Source organism: Virgibacillus sp. FSP13, assembly GCF_054048505.1.
The window spans coordinates 244,950-267,864 of the sequence record NZ_JBSVKG010000002.1; the positions used below are offsets into that span (position 1 = coordinate 244,950).

Annotated in this window: 24 protein-coding genes; 1 reads left to right on the plus strand and 23 read right to left on the minus strand. The window is 38.0% G+C overall.

Features of this window, described 5'->3' with window-relative positions; translation table 11 throughout:
- Positions 1–4 precede the first annotated feature (4 nt).
- The 23 genes from aroH to prsW all read right to left on the minus strand — a co-directional run bounded on the left by aroH (position 5) and on the right by prsW (position 21,806).
- Entirely contained in the window at positions 5–379 is a 375-nt protein-coding gene (aroH, locus tag ACW2QC_RS03120; RefSeq protein ID WP_457542516.1) for a chorismate mutase, read from the minus strand.
- The gene (gene aroB, locus ACW2QC_RS03125) at positions 376–1,452 is read right to left on the minus strand and encodes a 3-dehydroquinate synthase (RefSeq protein ID WP_457542517.1); all 1,077 of its coding nucleotides are present in this window, start codon (positions 1,450–1,452) and stop codon (positions 376–378) included. The genes aroH and aroB overlap by 4 nt, the downstream gene beginning before the upstream one ends.
- Positions 1,452–2,618: a chorismate synthase gene (gene aroC / locus ACW2QC_RS03130; RefSeq protein WP_457542518.1), complete on the minus strand. Its 1,167-nt coding sequence runs from the start codon at positions 2,616–2,618 to the stop codon at positions 1,452–1,454. The genes aroB and aroC overlap by 1 nt, the downstream gene beginning before the upstream one ends.
- A 759-nt stretch (positions 2,619–3,377) precedes the next feature.
- Complete coding sequence (locus ACW2QC_RS03135) at positions 3,378–4,151, minus strand: CheR family methyltransferase (RefSeq protein ID WP_457542519.1); 774 nt, start codon at positions 4,149–4,151, stop codon at positions 3,378–3,380.
- A 54-nt stretch (positions 4,152–4,205) separates the two neighbouring features.
- Entirely contained in the window at positions 4,206–4,652 is a 447-nt protein-coding gene (gene ndk, locus ACW2QC_RS03140) for a nucleoside-diphosphate kinase (RefSeq protein ID WP_457542520.1), read from the minus strand.
- 76 nt (positions 4,653–4,728) lie between these two features.
- Complete coding sequence (gene hepT, locus ACW2QC_RS03145; RefSeq protein ID WP_457542521.1) at positions 4,729–5,700, minus strand: heptaprenyl diphosphate synthase component II; 972 nt, start codon at positions 5,698–5,700, stop codon at positions 4,729–4,731.
- A 129-nt stretch (positions 5,701–5,829) separates the two neighbouring features.
- Positions 5,830–6,552, minus strand: a complete 723-nt coding sequence (locus tag ACW2QC_RS03150; RefSeq protein WP_457542644.1) for a demethylmenaquinone methyltransferase — start codon at positions 6,550–6,552, stop codon at positions 5,830–5,832.
- Positions 6,553–6,555: 3 nt separating this feature from the next.
- On the minus strand, positions 6,556–7,353 hold the full coding sequence (locus ACW2QC_RS03155; protein WP_457542522.1) for a heptaprenyl diphosphate synthase component 1: 798 nt from the start codon (positions 7,351–7,353) through the stop codon (positions 6,556–6,558).
- A 170-nt stretch (positions 7,354–7,523) separates the two neighbouring features.
- Positions 7,524–7,742, minus strand: a complete 219-nt coding sequence (mtrB, locus tag ACW2QC_RS03160; protein ID WP_106497400.1) for a trp RNA-binding attenuation protein MtrB — start codon at positions 7,740–7,742, stop codon at positions 7,524–7,526.
- Positions 7,743–7,864: 122 nt separating this feature from the next.
- On the minus strand, positions 7,865–8,137 hold the full coding sequence (locus ACW2QC_RS03165) for an HU family DNA-binding protein (RefSeq protein ID WP_106497399.1): 273 nt from the start codon (positions 8,135–8,137) through the stop codon (positions 7,865–7,867).
- Positions 8,138–8,487: 350 nt separating this feature from the next.
- Positions 8,488–9,966: a stage IV sporulation protein A gene (spoIVA, locus tag ACW2QC_RS03170; protein WP_457542523.1), complete on the minus strand. Its 1,479-nt coding sequence runs from the start codon at positions 9,964–9,966 to the stop codon at positions 8,488–8,490.
- Between the two features lie 320 nt (positions 9,967–10,286).
- Positions 10,287–10,979, minus strand: a complete 693-nt coding sequence (locus ACW2QC_RS03175) for a hypothetical protein (protein WP_457542645.1) — start codon at positions 10,977–10,979, stop codon at positions 10,287–10,289.
- 55 nt (positions 10,980–11,034) lie between these two features.
- The gene (locus ACW2QC_RS03180; protein WP_457542524.1) at positions 11,035–11,232 is read right to left on the minus strand and encodes a DUF2768 domain-containing protein; all 198 of its coding nucleotides are present in this window, start codon (positions 11,230–11,232) and stop codon (positions 11,035–11,037) included.
- Positions 11,233–11,715: 483 nt separating this feature from the next.
- Positions 11,716–11,976, minus strand: a complete 261-nt coding sequence (locus ACW2QC_RS03185) for a stage VI sporulation protein F (RefSeq protein ID WP_457542525.1) — start codon at positions 11,974–11,976, stop codon at positions 11,716–11,718.
- Positions 11,977–12,039: 63 nt separating this feature from the next.
- Positions 12,040–13,074 carry an NAD(P)H-dependent glycerol-3-phosphate dehydrogenase gene (locus ACW2QC_RS03190; RefSeq protein WP_457542526.1) on the minus strand — a complete coding sequence of 345 codons (1,035 nt, stop codon included), beginning with the start codon at positions 13,072–13,074 and terminating at the stop codon, positions 12,040–12,042.
- Between the two features lie 13 nt (positions 13,075–13,087).
- Positions 13,088–14,398 carry a ribosome biogenesis GTPase Der gene (gene der, locus ACW2QC_RS03195; protein ID WP_457542527.1) on the minus strand — a complete coding sequence of 437 codons (1,311 nt, stop codon included), beginning with the start codon at positions 14,396–14,398 and terminating at the stop codon, positions 13,088–13,090.
- 136 nt (positions 14,399–14,534) lie between these two features.
- Positions 14,535–15,161, minus strand: coding sequence for a YphA family membrane protein (locus ACW2QC_RS03200; RefSeq protein ID WP_457542528.1), 627 nt, complete (start codon positions 15,159–15,161; stop codon positions 14,535–14,537).
- Positions 15,162–15,607: 446 nt separating this feature from the next.
- The gene (gene rpsA / locus ACW2QC_RS03205; RefSeq protein ID WP_457542529.1) at positions 15,608–16,738 is read right to left on the minus strand and encodes a 30S ribosomal protein S1; all 1,131 of its coding nucleotides are present in this window, start codon (positions 16,736–16,738) and stop codon (positions 15,608–15,610) included.
- Positions 16,739–16,912: 174 nt separating this feature from the next.
- Positions 16,913–17,593, minus strand: coding sequence for a (d)CMP kinase (gene cmk / locus ACW2QC_RS03210; RefSeq protein ID WP_457542530.1), 681 nt, complete (start codon positions 17,591–17,593; stop codon positions 16,913–16,915).
- 148 nt (positions 17,594–17,741) lie between these two features.
- Entirely contained in the window at positions 17,742–18,401 is a 660-nt protein-coding gene (locus ACW2QC_RS03215) for a flagellar brake protein (protein ID WP_457542531.1), read from the minus strand.
- Positions 18,402–18,806: 405 nt separating this feature from the next.
- Positions 18,807–20,138, minus strand: coding sequence for a germination protein YpeB (gene ypeB / locus ACW2QC_RS03220; protein ID WP_457542532.1), 1,332 nt, complete (start codon positions 20,136–20,138; stop codon positions 18,807–18,809).
- A 15-nt stretch (positions 20,139–20,153) separates the two neighbouring features.
- Positions 20,154–20,999, minus strand: coding sequence for a spore cortex-lytic enzyme (gene sleB / locus ACW2QC_RS03225; RefSeq protein ID WP_457542533.1), 846 nt, complete (start codon positions 20,997–20,999; stop codon positions 20,154–20,156).
- 129 nt (positions 21,000–21,128) lie between these two features.
- The gene (prsW, locus tag ACW2QC_RS03230) at positions 21,129–21,806 is read right to left on the minus strand and encodes a glutamic-type intramembrane protease PrsW (protein WP_457542534.1); all 678 of its coding nucleotides are present in this window, start codon (positions 21,804–21,806) and stop codon (positions 21,129–21,131) included.
- A 125-nt stretch (positions 21,807–21,931) separates the two neighbouring features.
- Here prsW and ACW2QC_RS03235 point away from each other — a divergent pair, with 125 nt between their 5' ends.
- Positions 21,932–22,900, plus strand: a complete 969-nt coding sequence (locus ACW2QC_RS03235; protein ID WP_457542535.1) for an asparaginase — start codon at positions 21,932–21,934, stop codon at positions 22,898–22,900.
- Positions 22,901–22,915 lie beyond the last annotated feature (15 nt).

Genomic DNA, 22,915 nt, shown 5'->3' on the forward strand with positions numbered 1-22,915 from the left:
TGTATTACTCACCTAACCTTTGCATTAAATCCGGTCGTAATTGCTTTGCTTCATGATGAAAAATGTGTTTTATTTCCTCTTGTCTGACCGTCGTATTGATGACCATCATGATACGTATACAGTAACTTAAACTATTTGGCACATCGATTTCTTGCATGCACATGACAGGAACATAGACCCAACCAGGTATTTGCCGGAGTGATTTAGCTGGAAAGGTAGCATTCAAATCGCCTGATACAGAAATCAAAACATGTGAGATAGAATCAACCTCTATATTATTTTTAAGAACCATATCTTCAACGAGACTTTTAGTATTTGTTACGATTTGATTCTCTTCATTAGCTTGGACTGTCGTTGCCCCTCGAACACCACGTATCATTTATCAACCAGCTCCCTTAAAAATGATTCTAAAAATACTTGAAGATCATGATCATTGATTTCAGCTACAGTTGGGTTACCAGTCTGTTTCAATAACACCATCTGCACTTTATCATGAACAACTTTTTTATCTGATTTCATTTTTGCTATCAATGCATTCGTATTTACTTCTTCCAGTAATAATGGGTAATCATTTTTTTGTAACCATTTATATAAATCGTCATAAGGAAGATTACTAGAAAATAGAATTTCACTAACCCTTAGTGCAAATAACGTACCAATTGCTACAGCTTCCCCATGTGTTAACTTTCCATATCCTAATTCCGCTTCCAATGCGTGGCCAAGTGTGTGGCCAAGATTTAAATATTTCCTGATGCCGGCTTCTTTTTCATCGGATTCCACAATACCTGCTTTGATGTGTATCCCTTTTTGTAAATGACTTTCCAATTGTTTCTCTGATAAAGCATTAAGGTTTGTCTTCGTTATATCGTGGAAAAATTGTTCATCACTAAGTAGTGCCTCTTTGACCAATTCCGCATATCCGGATCGCACTTCACGTGGGTTTAGCGTTTGTAAAGTGGTTGTATCATAGATCACTACTTTTGGTGGATAGAAACTGCCGATTAAATTTTTCCCTAATTCATGATTAATCGCAACTTTCCCGCCAACACTACTGTCATGTGCTAATATGGTTGTTGGAACTTGAATGTAATCAATACCACGCATATAGGTTGCAGCAACAAAACCTGCAATGTCCCCAACAACACCACCACCTAGGGCGATAATTAATGACTGTCTATCAAGCCCATAGGTTAAGGCATCTGTCAGCAACTCATGATAGGTTTCCATACTTTTCGACTGTTCGCCATGTTGAACAATCGAGTGAAACACACACTGCTCACCAGATAAATTATCTCGTATATCATCGAGGTATAATTTGGATACATGATCATCCGTAATAATAAAAAAAGATGAATACGTTTTTGGTAGTAAATCCTGTAAAGAAAAGCGAATATCTTCACCCGTATAAATAAAGTAAGGATGTGTACTCGTTTTAATCAGTAATTTGTTCATCAAAAACACCTTATTTCTTCGCGGTAGTCCTCCACGGCTTTTTGCAACTTCGTAAACTGATCATTTGGAAATTGTTCCAGCAATGTTCGTGCTATTTCAAATGCAACAACATGTTCCATAACGACGGATGCAGCCGGAACAGCACAAGAGTCAGACCGTTCAATGCTGGCATTAAAAGGCTCTTTTGTTTCAATATCTACGCTTTGCAATGGTTTATATAACGTAGGAATTGGTTTCATTACCCCTTTTACAACAATTGGCATTCCAGTTGTCATTCCACCCTCAAAGCCACCTAGACGATTGGTTTTACGATAGTAACCATCTTGTTTAGTCCAGGCGATTTCATCATGTACCTCACTACCATTTTTGCGTGCTGCTTCAAACCCAATGCCAAACTCGACTCCTTTAAAGGCATTAATGCTTGCCACACTACCAGCAATTCTACCATCAAGTTTTCGGTCATAGTGTACGTATGAACCTACACCAGCAGGCATTCCTTCCACATAAACTTCTACAACACCACCAATGGAGTCACCATCTTTTTTTGCCTGATCAATCGCGTCCATCATTTGCTTTTCCACCGTTTTATCCAGTGTTCTTACAGGTGATGCTTCTTGCTTTTCAATTCGTTCTTCCATTGAAAGTGATGGATCATCTTGTGCTTGGATTCCAGCAATTTCTTTTACGTAGCCGATTATTTCAATCCCAAGCTGTTTTAATAATGCTTTGGCCACAGCTCCAGCAGCAACTCTAGCAGCTGTTTCTCTTGCCGAGGAGCGTTCAAGTACGTTACGCATATCTCGATGTCCGTATTTCAACGCACCATTTAAGTCGGCATGACCTGGACGTGGACGGGATACGGTACGCCTAATTTTTGCATCTTCATCAACCGGATCCTCCCCCATAATGTCCATCCAATGCTTAAAATCGTCATTATGTATTATTAAAGAAATAGGTGAACCTAATGTGTACCCATGTCGTACACCACTCGTAATTTCTACTAAATCTTTCTCAATTTGCATTCGTTTTCCACGACCGTGGCCTTTTTGCCTGCGTAGTAATGAGGCATTAATATCTTCTTTAACCAACGGCATATTGGAAGGAATCCCTTCGATGATTGTAGTTAATTGTTTGCCATGAGATTCTCCTGCAGTTAAGTAGCGCATATTTCATCCTCCATCAAAACAATTTTGTATTACTATACCATATCATATTCTAAATGTGACATTATTTTATGAAAAATTTTATTCATTCCACATTATTTAATAGTTAGACCTTCGTTAAGTGGGGTCTTACTATATATCAATTCAATAAATTAGGAGTTTGAATCTAAAGGCTGTTTGTTTTTTACACAGTGGATATAGAATCCGATGTAGAGATTAAGATGATGGACTGCCGTTCCGGAAATACACTTCGCTTTCCGCGGGGGAGTGGTGAGCCTCCTCGGGCTGACGCCCTGTGGGGTCTCACCGATCTCCCATTTCCCGCAGGAGTCTCCGTGTATTTCCTTCACTGGTGTTGTGCTTTTTAACTTCTTTATAGCACCGAATTGGACTGAAGTAGATGAAAAACCTCATATGAAACGTTGCTTTTATAGATTACCACTACCCATTAACCAGAAAAGCTCAAATAGCGGAGCAAGAATACGAAGACTCCTATGGGAACAGCACGTGTCCGAAGCCCCCTTAGTGGTGGTTGAAAAAGAAAGGCCGTGCCCATGGAAAGCGAAGTATTCTGCCATAGCGAGTTCCAGCACAAATAATTATTAGAAAGAGCGAGTGAAATATCTCGAAATAGTATTTCTGTTAGTTCGCATTTTATATCAACTGCTAAATAAAGAAGCAACAAACATGGCGAAAAGAGCCTTATACAAAGGAAACATATAAAAAATACTCTTGACATGATTCGGCAAGAGTAATTCGTGTTTATTCTTTTTGGTAAAAAAAAGTATCCTGTAAAGTTAAACCGTATTTGTTCGGACTGAAAATTTGTTCAGTACTGCCAACAAACAACACACCATTTTCAACTAACGCATGGCTAAAATTTTTATAGATCGATTCCTTCGCCTGATCCGTAAAATATATTAGCACATTGCGACAGACAATCAGGTCATTTCCGCTGGGATAACCGTCGGAAAGCAGGTTATGTCGTTTGAACGTAATCTGTTGTTTAACATGTTTATCGATGTGATATAGCCCATGTTCTTCTGTAAAGTACTTTTTCCTCATCTGCTTCGGTAAATCTTTTAATGCTTGCGCTGGGTAAATACCTTGTTTAGCTTTTTCCAATACCGTATCATCGATATCTGTTGCGAGAATTTGTACATCCGCATCGGGAAAATACTCGTTTGCCATTAAAGCGATGCTATAGGGCTCTTCACCTGTTGAACACGCAGCACTCCAGATGGATAATTTCTGTTTTTTTTCAAGCATCAGTGGGAAGATTTTTTTCTGTAGTACCTCCCAACGCTTCGGATTACGATAGAATTCAGAAACATTAATTGTCAGTCTATCAACGAATTCCTGTAATAATTGTTCGTCATTGTTTAATGCTTGATAATAGTTATCAAAATCAGTATACCCACGTTTGTTTCTTAGTGATGTGAGTCGGCGTTTCATTTGCGCCTCTTTATACAACCTTAAATCAATTCCAAGTTTTTGTCTGATACGTGAAATAAAATTTATGTAGTCCTCTGCCATTTCTCTTCTCCTCTATTTTAAAGGAAAACCTCCGTTTTAAACGGAGGTTATTGTTTAATAGATCCATGCACTATCTTGTTTCGAATAGGTTAGAACATCGCTTTCATCAAAGAATAGACCAATTTCACGTTCAGCACTTTCTGGTGAGTCTGAACCATGAATAACGTTTTTACCAACAGTTACACCGAAGTCACCACGAATTGTTCCAGGTGCAGCTTCTTGTGGGTTTGTTTTTCCCATCATTTCACGTGCTGTTGCAATAACATTTTCTCCTTCCCAAACCATTGCAAATACAGGTCCGGAAGTAATGAAATCAACTAACTCACCAAAGAAAGGACGTTCTTTATGTTCCCCATAATGGTTTTCAGCCAAATCTTTAGAAATAGTCATTAGCTTAGCACCGGATAATTGAAAGCCTTTTCGTTCAAATCGACTAACAATATCTCCAATTAAATTGCGTTGAACGCCGTCTGGTTTTACCATTAAAAATGTTTTTTCCATCTTTCCACCTCTTCTAGTATGTATGATTAGTACAGCCTTTTAAATTCTAACAAATTTTTGTAAACATGACAACGACTTATGAACGCCTTTTCCCAATGTATTTTGCAATGTCGCGTAATGTGTTTTTTGCTTTCGTATTCGGTAACTGTTCCACTATGGCTAAAGCCTTTTTCAAATAAAGATCACTTAACTGATACGAGATAGATATGGCGTCTGTCTGATTTAAAGCCTGAACAAGGTCATGCATGTGTGTTTCTTTTACCGCATCCGGACTAGCAAACGCTTCTTTTAATTGGGCGTGAAATGCTTCGTCTTTCATTGCATATAAGACGGGTAAGGTAATATTCCCTTGAAATAAATCGTGTCCTGCTGGTTTACCAAGTTCGGTAGCTGATGATGTGAAATCAAGAATGTCATCAATTATTTGATAGGACATTCCGATATAATATCCATACCTGTATAATTTGTTCGCAATTTCTTCTGGTACATCGGCAGCAATCGCGCCTAATTTGCAGCTTGTTGCGATTAACAGAGCTGTCTTTCGCTTGATTCTGCGTAAATAATCACGCAGTTGCTGGTTCCAATCGTATTTATCCTTAATTTGTTCAATTTCTCCAATACACACTTCGACAATTGTTTTCGATAGCACGAGATGTGCGTTTGGTTTGCGTAAAGACGTAATGCTCTCTAAAGATCGGGCTAATATGTAATCACCTGCATACATAGCGACTCGATTATCATACATTTGCCTAATTGTTGGCTTACCCCGCCGCAATTCTGCATCATCAATTACATCATCATGAACAAGTGTAGCCATGTGAATTAATTCAAGAGAGACAGCTACCGTCTTCATCCGTTCCATATCATAGTTACCAAATTGTCCTGACAGCAGAACAAAGACAGGGCGTATTCGTTTCCCACCTGCTTCCAGTAATTGGGTTGAAGCTTTTCGCAATACAGGATGTTCAGCTTGTATAACGCTATTTAACGCCACTTCAATTCGGTCTAAATCTTTTTTTAAATATCCATATATTTTAGCTATTTTCATGCATGTCACCTTTAAATTCTCGTACTATTGTTTTGTTGAAAGCTATGAAAGTATAGCATGTTGGCCGCTAAAATGATAGCATAGCCAACTTCAGCGCCCAGCGAGACTTCTCCCGCCTCCCGTAGGCGCTTACGCTTTTGTTCCTTCTTTATATCCCATATGCATTGCTGCTACACCACCCGTATAGCTCTTCACTTGGACATGAGAAAATCCTGCTTCTTGAAACATATGCTTTAATTCTTTTTTGCCCGGAAAACCTTTTGCTGATTCGTGTAGCCACGCATACTCTTGGTAGCTTTTTGCGAAGAGTCGACCAATGAAAGGCATGATAAAACGAAAATAAAAATAATAGCCTTGTCTAAATCCCATCAATGTCGGCTGGGACGTTTCCAAGCATACCACTTTGCCATGTGGTTTAACAACACGATACAATTCTTTTAGTACAGTCATATAATCTGGTACATTTCGTAAACCGAATCCAATCGTTACATAGTCAAATGAATCATCAGCAAACGGAAGATCCATGGCGTTTCCATGCATAAAGCTGAGCTGCTTCATCGGAAAGGTTTTCTTTTGCTTTTCTTTAGCTACTGCAAGCATGTTTTCGCTAAAATCAAGCCCGATAACTTCTCCATCTGGCCCGATTTTTTTGGCCAGTGAAATGGACCAATCCCCTGTACCGCAGCAGACATCAAGTGCTTTCGTACCCCTTTTGACCTGCATTTGATTCATGACATCTTTCCGCCATGCCTTATGACGCTGAAAGGAAATAACTGAATTCATGGAGTCATAGTTATCGTATATTTTTTCAAAAACGTGATGGACGCGTTCTTCCTTCGATAGTTGTGGCATCATTTACCCTTCTTCCACTTTTGTAGTTTGTTTGTTCAAATTCTCCTTGATTTGATTGAAAATATGGTTTTTTAAGCGGGTATGATTGTCAGGAAGCTGCGGTAATGTCTGCTCCATTTGCTGTAAAGTACGGTTGAAAATCGTCTTAACAGTTTTGACCATCATCGAATAGGTGTAAGTACGAGATTGACTAAACCATAGATCAAGTAAAGGGGAATATCCTTCCTTATCAACATGTTCTATTTCCTGCAGCAATTTACTAGCTAATAACCATTCTTCTATTACATTTTTAACCGCGAATTCCTTTACATATTCAGTAACATGAACAAACAAGAGGGATTCTACTTTTTGGATCAACTTGATAAATGACAGAAATGAGTTTGTTTCTAAATAATATAGTTTCATTTTATATTCGTTGATCTCTTTAATCGCAGATGCAAGGACATGAATCATATCATAGTCCCCCACTTCAGCAAGTAGGGAATAGTACAACCCACTATAATAATCACCGGCCAAAACAGTCAGTTGTTTTTGCTGTTTCTGTTCTTTACCTTCATCTGGTTGTGTTACTTTTATTACTTGATCATGTGTATCAAGTGCAATCTGAACTAGCATGGTTGTCACGATATATTGCTTTTTTTTTGCATCTGATAATGTAGTATTATCGATAACGGATATTAAAACCATTAATTTCTCGTCATCAATCACGGGCTTTTTAATGTATTTTTCAAGATATGTATGTTGGATTTTGGTTTCGATCAAAGTTTTTATGTTTTCAAGTTCCATACCTGATGTACTCAAAACGCCATCACCTAAGCCCTTTCTTCCGTAAAAACAAACCCCAGCTTTTTAGATGCCGGATTTTGTCAACACCTGTTAGACGGATATTTTCACCTGTGAATTTTTCCATCTGTCATTATAGCATAATTTTATCGACAAATCATGAACAGACGAACAATAAAGTGAAAATGTTAATCATTGTCCAATTGTCCATGGCTTGTTTGGATGATCGCTTTTCCCCTAACTTTTACGGCTGATGTATGTTCTGTAAACTGGGCGATCATTACTTCGTCTTTATCTAGTTTTTCCGCATGGTGAAAGCGCGTATCTGTTCCTCTTGTTAACCCAATTACGTTAACACCATCCTCTAACGCCTTTATTACAAAAAAATCCGTGTTTGCATTATCCATTTGAACTCCTCCTAACCTATACTTCTACACTATATCAAGAATTGAGTATGTGAGCCAATCAATAGAGTAAACAGAAAGAGGGTGCGTTATAAACGCACCCTCTTTCGCCCTATGTAAATCAATTATTTTACTGTATCTTTTAGGGCCTTACCTGGTTTAAACGCAGGAACTTTGCTTGCTGGAATTTCAATTTCTTCCCCAGTTTGTGGATTACGTCCTTTACGAGCTGAACGCTCACGCACTTCAAAGTTTCCGAATCCAATTAGCTGTACTTTTTCACCGTTTTTAAGTGAATCCATGACAGATTCAAAAACTGCATCGACAGCTTTTGTAGCATCTTTCTTAGAAAGCTCGCTTTTTTCAGCAACTGCATTTACTAAGTCTGTTTTATTCATGACATTCACCTCCTCCCAAAAGTTTCAATCGACATTGGAACAAATAATTAATCTTGTTTCATTTGTTGACCAATTAGCCTTTTTTTATACTTAAATGCCATCTTTTTCAAGGATGACAAGGCTTATAATAACGGAGTTTGCAACAAAATTCAACAATAAGATCGTATTTTTTAGGTTATTGTTGAATTTTAATTACCTTTCGCCATCATTTTTCCCTATTTATGGAAAATGTATGCGTGGCCCGTCATTACTTGCTAATACTATATCTATACGACAAAAAAGGGTGATTTCCTGCTGTCACCACAAAAAAGTTTTAAAAAAGGCAAAAAAAATAGCAGCTATGTAAGCTGCTATAAAATAATTGCGATTAAACCGCCTGATCCTTCATTAATAATCCGTTCAAGCGTGTCCTTTAATTTATATCTGGCATTTTCCGGCATCATTGCAATTTTCGCTTGTATGCCTTCCCTGACAATTGAACTTAATGAGCGACCGAAAATGTCTGATTCCCAAATTGATAACGGATCCTCTTCAAAATCCTGCATGAGGTATCGTACTAGTTCCTCACTTTGCTTCTCTGTTCCAATAATTGGTGAGAATTCTGACTCTACTTCAACCTTGATCATATGGATGGATGGTGCAACTGCCTTAAGTCGTACACCGAATCTAGAACCTTGGCGAATAATTTCCGGCTCATCCAATTCCATATCTTCTAGACTAGGTGCTGCAATGCCATATCCGGTTTGTTTCACCATTTGCAATGCACCTGATACTTGATCATACTCTCGTTTTGCATGTGCAAAATCTTGCATCAATTCAAGTAAATGGTCCTTTCCGCGAATTTCTTCCCCGACTATTTCTTTTAAAACTTGATCATATAAGTGGTCCGGTGCGTGTAGATCAATCTCAGCAACCCCGTCCCCCATCTCCATCCCAGCAATATTCGCCTGATCAATATAATCATAATCAACGAAGTGTCCAACAATTTGATCGACATCACGTAATCGCTTAATGTCTTTTACCGTTGTTTGGATGGCATCCTGATAGTTCTCTCTGAGCCAATGGTTTTCTCGTAATACCATCACCCAGCTTGGCAGGTTAACATTTACTTCTAACACTGGGAATTCATATAACGCTTCACGTAATAAGTTATATACGTCATGTTCCGTCATGGACTCAATGCTCATTGCCAATACAGGGATATCGTACGTTTCAGCTAATTCCTGGCGCAACAATTCCGTTTCTTGACTTGACGGTCTCACAGAGTTAACAACCATGATGAATGGCTTGCCAACTTCTTTTAATTCATCAACGACTTTTGCTTCTGCATCAACGTAATCACTGCGCGGTATTTCCCCAATTGTTCCATCTGTTGTAACAACGACACCTATCGTAGAATGTTCCTGAATTACTTTTCGCGTTCCGATTTCGGCAGCATCATGAAATGGAATTGGTTCCTCATACCATGGTGTGTGAATCATTCTTGGTCCATTCTCATCTTCAAACCCTTTCGCACCTTCAACTGCATATCCAACACAATCCACTAGCCTCACATTAACGTCTAACCCTTCATCAACATGAACGGATACAGCTTGATTTGGTACAAATTTAGGTTCTGTTGTCATAATTGTTTTTCCAGCCGCGCTTTGCGGCAATTCATCATGCGCCCTGCTTCGTTCACTTTCGTCTTCAATGTCCGGTAAAACAACGGATTCCATAAATTTTTTGATAAACGTTGATTTACCTGTTCGAACAGCTCCAACAATGCCTAAGTAAATATCTCCATTCGTGCGTTTCGAAATATCTTTAAAAATATCTACTCTCTCCAAACGATCCCCTCCCGATCTCACTAAACCTTTACTAATGAACAAACTACGAATAATTGACATTACAAGTCTATGATGTTGTCCTATCAAAATATGACTTAAAAGTGTGCAAAAAGTAAAAAACAATAATTGCGGGTACACTATTAGCCTATTTCTAATGACGTATACACCTGTTCTATTTCGAAAGGACCGCCATTTAGCTGTTGACGCATGCGTTGCCATTGTCCATTCAGATATAAATAAATTCCCTTGCAACAATATATGTTACAAGGGAATGATTATGCGTTATTTATTTACTTATACCTTAATCCTTTGATACTTCCTTACTTTTTTAAAAAGACAGGTTCTCCATCACGAACTGTATATGGAAGGGAGTATGCGGGAACAAACGGCGAGTTCTCTGCTAATAGATAGCGAATGTCTTCTCCCTCTTTATAATCGTGATCATTCTTTTGCAATGCTTCGTATAAATCCATCCGATAATCAACAAATATTTGACCATCCGTATCCATTATAATTGGCAAGTTTTTTTGAGAATATGGACTTACAACGTACGGTTCGCTGTCAAATCCTAGTTTTTTATAATTCAGTTTATATATCCCGTTCACAATTTCTTCTCCGTATGGGGGATATAAATGTTCATTACGATAAATTTCTAATTTTACACGGACCTCGCGAATTTTTTCAGTCATACGTAAATCAATTAATTTCACCCGTGGATTATCCTCTGGTGTTATCAATGTATACTGATAGACCCCACCATTTTCATAAGCATTTCCAGGAATTTCTGTTATTAAATGTTTCGCCTTTAATGCGGTGAAATCGACTAAGTATTTTTGGAAAATTGGTGTATCTTCTTCCTTCGTCTTGATTGGGACTAAACCATTCGTTTTTTCACGATAGTCATCAACAGATTTTTGGACTAATTCTAACTGATCTTCATTCGGTATTTGGTTTTTTTCTAACTCATCATTTGGGTATAAACAGCCACTTAACAACATCGTCAATAGCAGCATTGCACCACACGCACGTATATATGTAAATTTCACTAAAAAAGACCTCCTAAACCTTTTACCTGGTTGGCCCACTAAATACAATATAAAATATAATAATACTACCTATAATGAAACAAATGTAAGCTAAAGTGGCTACAATTCCACTAAGAAATCCTTTTAGCTTGTACCTGCTTAAGTAAATCAGACCAATGGCTATAATTAACAAAGCCATCCCTATAAGCGATACCCACATTGCGATCATTGATACTGACATCTAACTCACCCCTAAACACATAACGCTATTGTATCTGACAACGTATTATAACATAGAGAATGAAAATATAGCACGAAAAGACCTTTAATACACTATTAGTGCGTGTTCAAAAAGGAGGATAAAAAAGACCGAGAAGTTCGAGGCGACGTAGCTTTGAGTACCGGAACGGGCTTCCACAGGACGTGGTGACTTCTGCGTTGCCCACAGGACGTGGGCGGTTTTAGCAAAAGTTCTTTAACCTCGTGAGGAACGGAAAAGCAAGCCAACGAAGAAATTCGATGTGTCATTTTTATCGGACTTTTTGAACAACCTCTATTAGGCATTAAAGGTACTAATCGTCTAATTGTATGTGTCGAGATGAAGGGGGCTAACTTCATCTCTGTTTGACTAAATAACACCCACAACAACTCTATCCATGAATGCTTGTGCGATTTATTTTATGCGAGCTATTATGTTTTTGTATCCTCATTTGCCCAGTTTACGCTATTTCTTAAATAGTTGATTTAACGAATTGCCGTCCATTGGCATATTGCCGCTCGTAATAGACTTAACAATTTTATCTTCTTTTTGTTTTGACAAAGGCTTATTTGCTAATTTTGACAGTCTTCGCACTAGATTTCTTACAGTTTTTTCATCTGTGAAATCAGCGTTTTTTACAGAATCTGCTACACTATAGACGTCATTTGGATCAATGTTTGCTTTTTGGTTTATTTTATCAAAAAGGTTTTTTTGAAAATTACTCACTTGCTCGCCTCCTTGCAATGTTTACTTCACCATAGTATATGCAAGGGGGCGATATAAGTGTTATTAGGAATACCTATTGCTTAGCAGTGCAGCAAGGTCATCCATTTCTTCACGCTTATTCCGATTCATTAATTGATCAACGACATCTTTCGGTTTTGCTTCCTCAAAAAGGATTTTGTGGATTCCGTTTGTTATTGGCATTTCTATTTGTTGCTTTGTTGCAAATTGATGTGCTGCTTTTGTTGTTCGAACACCTTCTACAACCATGCCCATTTGCTCCAACACTTGGTCCAATTTATTTCCTTTTCCTAATAGGTTGCCGGCACGCCAGTTCCTGCTGTGTACACTTGTGCAGGTTACAATCAAGTCACCGACACCTGGAAGTCCTAAAAATGTCAATGGGTTGGCACCAAGCGATGTTCCCAGTCGAGCGATCTCAGCTAATCCTCTTGTTATGAGTGCTGCTTTCGCATTATCACCATAGCCCAGCCCATCAGAAATACCTGCACCTAGGGCAATAATATTTTTTAGTGCCCCACCAAGCTCCACCCCAATAACATCTGGACTTGTATACACACGGAAAAATTCATTAATAAATAAATCCTGAGCGATTTTTGCATTTGTCTCATTACTTGATGAAACGGTCACGGTTGTTGGTTGTCGTTTTCCTACTTCTTCTGCATGACTTGGTCCAGATAATACAACAATATCTTCGTGGTTATATTGATCCATCTCTTCAGTAATCATTTCCGAAACACGTTTTAATGACTCCGGTTCAATTCCTTTTGACGCATGGATTAATGTTGCATTACCCAGAGGTAAGTCGTTTAGTTGGCCACAAACTTCCCGAATCGCTTTCGTTGGAACGACAAGTACAATCGCGGTTACATCCTCTACTGCTACACTTAAATCATTGTACGCTTTTATTTCTTTTGGGATCATAATTTCCAAGTATTTTTCATTTTTATGGGTCGTATTGATTGCCTCAACCTGTTCCTTGCGGTGGGACCACAATTTAACGTCATGTCCATTATCTGCCAGGACAATACTTAAGGCTGTTCCCCAGCTGCCAGCCCCTAATACAGCTACTTTAGCCAAATCAATCTCCTCCTTACTGCCGTTTTCTTGCAAATATCTTGATTGGTGTACCAACGAAACCAAATGCATCCCTAATTTTGTTTTCCAGGAAACGTTTATACGAGAAATGCATTAAATCCGGGTCATTTACAAAGACAACAAAACTCGGTGGCTTACTTGCGACTTGTGTTGCGTACAATACTTTTAGCCGTCTTCCTTTAACAGTTGGTGTTGGATTCATTGCTAATGCATCCATAATCACGTCATTCAAAACATTTGTCGGTACCCGTTTCGCATGATTTTCACTTGCCAGGTTAATTGCAGGTGTTAACGTGTGTAATCGTTTTTTGGTTTTTGCTGATAAAAAGACAATTGGTGCATAATCCAGAAATTGAAAATGAGCGCGTAGTTTCGTTTCAAATTCTTTCATTGTTTTCTCATTGGTCTCAACGGCATCCCATTTGTTCACAACAATGATGACAGCTCGTCCTGCCTCATGTGCATATCCGGCAATTTTTTTATCCTGCTCACGAATTCCTGTTTCCGCATCAATTAAAACGAGCACAACGTCTGAGCGTTCAATTGCCTTTAGTGCACGTAATACACTATATTTTTCTGTTGTTTCGTACACCTTTCCCCGTTTACGCATTCCAGCGGTGTCGATGATGACATAATCCTGATCATCTTTATGTAAATGGGTATCAATTGCCTCTCTTGTTGTTCCCTCTATTTCACTTACAATCACCCGTTCTTCATTCAAAATGGCATTAACCAATGATGATTTTCCAACATTTGGTCTGCCAATCAAACTGAAATAGATAGTGTCTTCTTCTACATCATTCGATTCCTGTTCTGGAAAGAGATCTACCACTGCATCTAGTAGATCACCAAGGCCAAGACCATGAGAACCGGAAATTGGATATGGTTCCCCGAAACCTAGCGAATAAAACTCATAAATTTTTTCGCGCATTTCCGGATTGTCTATTTTATTGACAGCAAGAACGACAGGCTTATTTGATTTGTATAATAATTTAGCTACTTCCTCATCAGCTGCTGTTATCCCTTCTCTTCCGTTTACTAAAAAGATGATAACATCCGCCTCATCAACGGCCACTTCAGCCTGTTCTCGCATTTTTACTAATAATGGTTCGTCTCCAATTTCAATTCCACCAGTATCAATGACATTGAATGTTGATGTTAACCATTCACTCTGAGCATAAATTCGATCCCTCGTCACGCCAGGGATATCTTCCACTATTGATATTCTCTCTCCAACTAAACGATTAAAAATAGTCGACTTACCTACATTTGGTCTCCCGACAATTGCAACTACAGATTTCCTCATAAAAAGGAACATCCTTTCTACTCTTTCTCTTTTTTCGGCTAAAATAAATATTATCCGATATAACTTTTATTAATTCTAGCAAAAGAACGTGTTTATCACAATGTTTTTCCTATCTCAACTATGCCCTTCTGCCTTGCTAGCCGTTTTTAGTCTGCTGTGTTAGTCCCTTTTGTTTCCTTATTGATTGCTTGAAGTCTTGTGAGAGTGCATAGATTGCCATTTTTCCCTGCTGTATTACTTCAAGAAGCGTCACAAATAAGACGAATGTTAATAGCATATCAAAATACTGTTTATCACCAATACCCTCTTGTATGGCATAACTAGATAATATAAAACTATGATACATTTCGCCACACGTTAGGCCAATGAGACCAATTGCCAATCTAGACTCAAATTGTTTTGTAATGATAATCGTTAGTACAACAATCGCGATAGGAATCAAGAGAGATCGAGGTAAAAAAATCCAAATAGGCGTAATCTGTTCCCAAAAGAGGATAGCAGTGTACCCTAAACATATCGTAAACGAAGCAAACAGTAAATAGAATGACCTGGCAATCGCATGAAAAAAAAGTAACCCGACTATAAGAACAATAAACGATAATTGGATAAAATAGCCACCAATTTCAAGTGTCACGTTGGAACAAGCGATTAACAGCAATAGAAAACAAGCAAAATACGTGCGCCTTTTCCCTTTTTTCATCAAAAAGGTAACGACTATCCATAGTAACCAAGCAAACCATAAAAATAACATTCCATCAGTCAATATACTCACCACCATTAGCATTATAGCTAACAATGAACATTTTTAAACAAAGGCTGTTTTCGTAATGTTTGCTGCTTAATCATTTCGTATTTGATATAAAATGCGACGTAACAGCAACGTGATTTCCGCTGCGGGCAGTCGCTTTCCGCGGGCACGGCTTCAGCCTCCTCGGAAGAAGACCACTTCCTGCGGGGTCTTCAGACACGTGCTGTTCCCGCAGGAGTCGACTGCCCTCCGCTCCAATCACCTATCTTATTCGTATTTATATCCCATTACACATGGTAGTCGAAAAGGTAAAAAAAGCGAAGTGTATATCCGTAGCGGTGGAAGAACACCAATCATCATCTCAGATAACGTCGCATTTTATATCTAATGCGTAAAACAACAATCCTTTAGATAATAGCTAAAAAAAGCGGTTCTCCTAATTAGAGAACCGCTTTTGCCATTTATTTATATTTATTAAGCTTATCACCAATCATATCACCAAGCTGAAAACTAGATTGATCGTCATCTTTTTCGTATTGTTTGTAGTCAGCTTCTGCTTGTTGCTGTTCTAGTTCTTTAATACTTAATGAGATACGTTCTTCGTCCTCATTAACGTCCAACACTTTTACTTGAACGGTTTGCCCTTCTTCTAATACTTCCTGTGGTGTCCCAATGTGGCGATTAGCTATTTGAGAAATATGAACCAATCCCTCTACACCTGGTAACACTTCGACGAAAGCACCAAAGTTTACAAGACGTTTAACTGTTCCCTCAAGGACATCACCTTTAGCAACACGATCTTCAATATTTTCCCATGGTCCAGGAAGTGTTTTTTTATGGGAAAGAGAAATGCGTTCATTATCACGATCCACTGCCAATACTTCAACTTTTATCGTTTGGCCTTCTGAAACGACATCCGAAGCTTTTTCAACATGTTCATGGGAAAGCTGCGAAATATGCACAAGTCCGTCAATGCCACCAAGATCTACAAAGACACCGAAGCCAGTAATGCGTTGAACAGTACCTTCTAATACTTGTCCTTCTTCTAATGATTGTAATAATCGTTGTTTTTGTGCGGCTAATTCTTCCTCTTCGACAGCACGATGTGACAATATTACACGATTTTGCTCTCGATCCAAGTCAGCAATTTTAACCGTTAAGCGTTTGTTCAGATAATCAGAAAAATCTTCTACGTAAAATGTTTCAACGAGTGATGCTGGAATAAATCCTCTTAGTCCTACATCAACTACTAGTCCACCTTTTACAATTTCTTTTACTTCTGTTTCGAAAATATCACCATTTTGATATTTCTCTTCAAGTGAATTCCATGCTTCATCAGCGTCAATTGCTCGTTTTGATAAAACAATTTCATCATCTTCCACTTTTTTTACTTTTAATGTTAGTTTATTACCTACGTTAACTACTTCTGCCGTAGTTTCAACGTGAAGATTGGATAATTCACTAATTGGAACGATCCCTTCTGTTTTATATCCGATGTCAACTAGCACTTGTTTATCTTCTACTTTCACAACCGTTCCAGTCACAACATCCCCAATTGCAATTTCTGTTAATTCATGATTAATCTCACTCATCACATAACCCTCCTTAAGATACAAACAACAAAACAAAAAAATATTCTTTTTTATAACTTCTAATAGTTATAATTATTTGTCAAGTAAAGTAGTTTCATGATCGGTTTCTGTAAAGCTTCTATTCGTAACTATTTGGGCTACAATCTAAAAACTCTTTTTAGTTCTTGAATGTACTTACTTGCCCTTTACTTTGGCAGCTTCTTGTAAAATGCGATTTGCAACGTCTGAAATTGTTAATGAGGTTGTATCGATTTCGATTGCATCGTCAGCTTTTACTAAGGGTGCTGCTGCCCGTTCGGAATCAATTTGATCCCGTTGTTCTATCTCTTTTTTTAATTCTGCCAAATCTGACGTAAATCCTTTTTTACTGTTTTCCGCGTATCGGCGTTTTGCGCGTTCTTCAACTGTTGCATGTAGAAATATTTTCACTTCTGCATCCGGTAAGACGTGTGTACCAATGTCCCGGCCGTCCATGACAACACCATGTTTAGCTGCAAGTGTTTGTTGTCTTTTGACCATGTCCTTGCGAATACTAGGATGTTTTGCCACATGGGAAACATTATTTGTAACTTGTAGCGAGCGAATTTCCAATGTAACATCCTCCCCATCAACTAACACTCGTTGTCCGTTTTCCCCTTGTACAAGTTCGATATCTGTATGTATTAATAAATCAGTGAGACGACTTTCATCATCTAGTTGAATTTTTTTATTCAATGCTTTAAGGGTTAACGCGCGGTACATTGCACCCGTATCGATATAAATTGATGATAGTTCACTAGCAACGATTTTTGCTACCGTACTTTTTCCTGCAGCAGCCGGTCCGTCAATTGCGATTCGAATTGCCTTATTATCCATTGGTGCTGTTCATTCCTCTCATTCTCCATTACTAATAGCTAAAAAATTTGGAACAACCAAATTTCATGGTAAAACGTAATATAAAAATAATAACATATCAAAAACAATAGCGGAAGTTGTTCCTAGTTTCTTTCAAGTAGTGATTTTCTTAAGTTAGTTCTTTATTTCTAGCTTCTCGTTGTTTTTCAAAACAAAAACGGATAATTTGCTGTCGGTCTTGTGTAGAGATAGATGTGAATTTCAATGATACTGTTCGCACTGAATTATCGGCAGTAATGACGCGAATCACCTCGGATTGTGCATATAAGTATTGATAGTCACCGGTTTGCATAGGTAATACAAACCATACATCCACATCTTCCTGCTCTGTTATAGTAGTCCCCCTGGGTAAAATGATGGATAATCCTCCACCACTAATATCAGCAGTAACAGTTGAAAAGGCTTCAAAAGAATCTTCTGTGCTGTGAATCGATACATCAACCGCAACATCTATTCGGACGTACTCTCTTCGTTGAATACGCTTGATTTTATCGGGTTCTGGTGTATTGATTATTAGTCCCGGGATATTTAATTTCACCTTATCCACAATTTCAGAACGGAAGGAATAAACCGATTGATCACTACCGATATATGTTACGGTGAAAGGTGTTTTTTTAGGTAAAAAGGTTGATTTTTTTGTTTGTTCATCAATGGGATAATCAATAAAAATGTAATGCTCATTTTTCTCAATTACTTTACATCGGAGTTTTCGAGTTTTATTTGTAATAGGTTCTTTCGTTTCCAAGATGAGTACTGTTCCTATATTCATACTTTTATCCCCCAAATTATCGATGTTTATAATATGATATACCTATTATCACAGAAAAGCGATTAAAAGTGCAAGCGCCCGTGATTCGATCTGCCTAGCAACAAATAAAGCTTTATGCTATCCTTAAGTAAAAAAGGGAAAGGCGTTTGCCAATCCCTATAAGTACGTGCTCAAAAAGTTGCCAAATTAGAAGCAAGGTCGACTAAGTACGTCACGTCAATAGCCAACGTCGACACGGCGTAGTCTTAAGGACCGGAATGTAGGCAAAATCTACATGAGGACCGGACTTGCACAGGACGTGCTGACTTCTGCGTCGGCTATTGACGTGGGCGGGTTTAGTAGAAGTTCCTTTGCCGCCAACGAAGAGATTCGCCGCTTATCAGTTGGTGACTTTTTGAACAACCTCTAAAAGTTTCCTGCAAATTTTAATTCTGTACCGCCTAATTTCTCCACCTTTTCTTCCGTCCCATTCATTGCATTAACAAAGATACGATACGTGTCATTGCCGAGAACACCTAGAAATTCGTATGTTAAAACCTCTTCACCAATATCATTATCAATAACCGCTAAATGTTCTTCGTTAATCTTTACGTCTGGATTTACTTTTTTCTTCGCTTCTTCCTCCGATATTTTCGGTTCAGGGATATCCCTATCAGCGTGATTCATGTAATAGTTTCTTGCTGTAAAGCCTAGTACATCACCTTTATCAAGCCCTACTTTTACCTCAATTGAATCCGAATAAATCCGTACACCATCATCATTATAAAGGAACGAATAGACACCGATATTATCAAATTGATTACTTTGGAAAATCTTCATATTATCGAAATCATATTTTTGTAAATACTTCTCTGCCTTGTTCAATCCTTCATGTAAACTGATTTTTTTCTCACCGATGGGACGGTCAACAATAAGTGAAATTGGTTTCCCGCCTTTCTGAGCTATGTCCATATACCCATTTTTATCTCCATCTTGATAAGAAACACTGTATAAAGGGACGTCCGCACCTTTTCCACTTTTTGTTATGGTAAGGTTGTCTGTATTGTTCACATTAAATAAATCTTTACTTTGCTTCAAGGCTTCCTTTTGGTTTATTTTTTCGCCTGATAAAAATTTGAAGTTATGTTCCTCTGATGATGTTGCATTTACATTACTTTCTGGAAAACCTTCTACTTTTTTCTCAACCGTTTTCAAACCATCAATAATTGTGTTATCTGATTGCGCTTCATCGGATGCCAAGGCAAGTTCAACATCCATCCAGCGCAAATTATTATCAAGAACAACATGCTGGACTTGGCGTAATTCTTTCGTGATGTCGCCTGATTGTTTATATAATGATTCTAATGTCTTTGTTTCTTCATCAGATAGCGGTTCTTTTCCTAGATCCCGAACAGCAGTTTTATAGGTGAAATCCCCGATATTCGATAAAAATTCTTCTGTCTTATTAAATGGCAGCAACGAGAGTGGTAATTGGCCGACATCGGATAACGCATCTGACGTAATTCGCCAAATTTCTACCAATTGAGGTGATAATGTATCTCGAGAATTCATTGCCAGTGCCGTACCAATTTTGTCATTTAATAAATCCATATGGTAAGAAAGTTCATGAAATGATCGTTGATACGTGTTTTCAGCCTGAATCAGTACGGCGTTTTTCTCCTGATGTTCCTGGTATCCCCAAAACGCAACACCAATAAGCCCGATCGTTAGTACAGTAATTATAATCCATCGAAACAATTCTATCACACCTTCCTATTTACAAAATATATGCTTGCCGATTTTTTTAATTTGTGGTCGTGACCAAATCCAAGCTGATGTTGCGGTATTTGGATTAAAATAATACAACGCATTGCCTGTAGGATCCCAACCATTAAGAGCATCAAGAACGGCTTGTTTAGCTGTTTCATTTGGTGTTAACCAGATTTGGCCATCAGCAACTGCTGTAAATGCCCTCGGTTCAAAAATTACACCTGAGACGGTATCAGGAAAAGTTGGACTTTCTACTCGATTTAATATAACGGCAGCGACCGCAACTTGACCGATGTATGGCTCCCCGCGCGATTCCCCGTGTACGGCATTAGCCAATAATTTAATATCATTTTGCGAATACCCTTGTGGTACATTTACTGCAGTCGTTGATGTCTGATTTGCATTGGTATTAGGTTGATTTGCTGACTGATTCGGTTTCGGTTTTGCTTTTGGTTTTGTTTGCTTCTCTTTGTCCACTCCACCATAATTGGTAAAGTCATTTCCTTTATTAATTTGTTCATGTACATATTGTTTATCGTACTCACTTGCCTTTACCAGTTTTTGTTTCGTTGTTTCCCCTGCTAATCCATCAATATCCATTCCAAACTCATATTGAAAATTCCGTAATGCCCAATATGTCCCCCAGCCAAACACACCGTCAATATTTCCATTGTAAAATCCCAGATATTGCAACCTTGCCTGCAATTCAATTACATCTTCACCGGACGCCCCATGCTGAATAACTTGATTACTAAAAGCATGTACAACATTAGGGTTCTGGGATGTTTGCAGGCCGATTGTGAAAAAACATATAATAATAAATAAAAGGGACATTTTTTTAAAGGTCATACTTCTTCCTCCTACTCTTCCATTATTGATATCTATTTTTTGATTAAATGTCCTTTTTATTCATGTATATAAAATAGCTTATGCTCGAGGACATAAAAAATCCTCCGCAAGTATGATTGCAGAGGAATTCTATGCACGTTGTTTATCTTGTATAAGAGTTTTTTTTGTTGGTAGTTGATTTGCTATCTTAACCTTACGCAAACTATATATCCATAACACAATCATAAATGGAATCAATAAAAATAACCAATCACTTGTAATCATCTTTAAAATATAGTTATACGTACCATGTAGTAGAAATGGGACAACTAAGGCGAACATAATATTTCGTTTGCGGTGCTGCTGATTTAATTTTGCTTTACCAAAGTAATATCCCATACTGACAGCGAATAAGGCATGAGAAGAAACAGGAAACAAAGCTCTGGTAAAAGCGTAACCAATCCCATTTGTCAGCAAATATAATAAGTTTTCAACCGTTGCAAAACCAAGACTTATGGCAACAGCGTAAACGATTCCATCATAATGGGCATCAAACTCGGTATGATGATAGATCACATATATGAAAATAAACCATTTGAAAAATTCTTCTATTAATCCACTCAAAATAAAGGAATTGATGACTGGATTTGTCACGATCCCCTCGGCCTGAAACGCGTATTGTAAAAACATAATCGGAAAAACAAGTAACGCTCCATAAGTGAAAATTCGCATGATTAATCCTAAAGGTTCTGTAAAACGATCTTTTAAGTAAAAGAAAGCCATTAAAGCAAAAGCAGGCGCTATACCGGCGGAAAGTATCGCAAACATTACGAAAGACCTCTTTCCAATTATAATAGTTTTATCGTATCATTAAGTAGCATGAATGAAAATAGCAAATTCAACAGTGGGTTAGGAAGTTTACATTAAACAAACGGACAGAGGACGTGATGTAGTTGAAAAATATTTTAATTATCCATACAGGTGGAACCATCTCTATGCTGGAAAATAAAGAAACAGGCGAAGTCACCACAACAAATAAACATCCATTATCAAACATAGCATACCATTTCAAATCCTATGCCAATGTAGATGAAATTATTGCCTTTAAACTTCCTTCTCCACAAATCAGACCAAAACATATGCTGGAACTAGCAACGATCATCGATCAAAAAAGTGCTGTATATGACGGAATTGTTGTTACACATGGTACAGACACATTGGAAGAAACCGCTTATTTTCTTGATCTTGTTGTTCAAACAGATAAACCTGTTATTCTGACTGGTGCGATGCGTTCCAGTAATGAAATTGGTTCTGATGCACTGTATAACTTAATCAGTTCATTGAGGGTTGCGGTGGAGGATGCTGCTGCGAAAAAAGGAGTACTTGTCGTCATGAACGATGAGATCCATACTGCAACAAATGTAACAAAGACATCGACAAGTAATGTTGCAACGTTTCAAAGCCCACAGTACGGCCCAATCGGAATTATAACGAAGGATGCAATTATTTTTCATCATACCATTATTGCTAGACATACGTATCCAATTAAAAACGTGGCGAAAAATGTATTTTTACTAAAAGCCTTTGCCGGAATGGATGGGCAACTACTAGAAGCAGTGCAGCAAACAAACCCAGATGGACTTGTTATAGAGGGGCTTGGCCAAGGAAATTTACCTAAAGACACCATTGCACCTATTCAAGCATTGATAAAGCAACAAATCCCCGTGATTCTTGTTTCCAGGTGTTATCAAGGTATTGTCCAACCAACATATGGCTATGATGGTGGTGGCAAGCAATTAAAAGAAATGGGTGTTATCTTAGCCAATGGCCTTACTGGACCAAAAGCACGCATTAAATTATTAATTGCTTTAGAGCAACAGCAACATGATCATCATACATTAACGGACATATTTGATGAATGAATTACCGTTGTATGA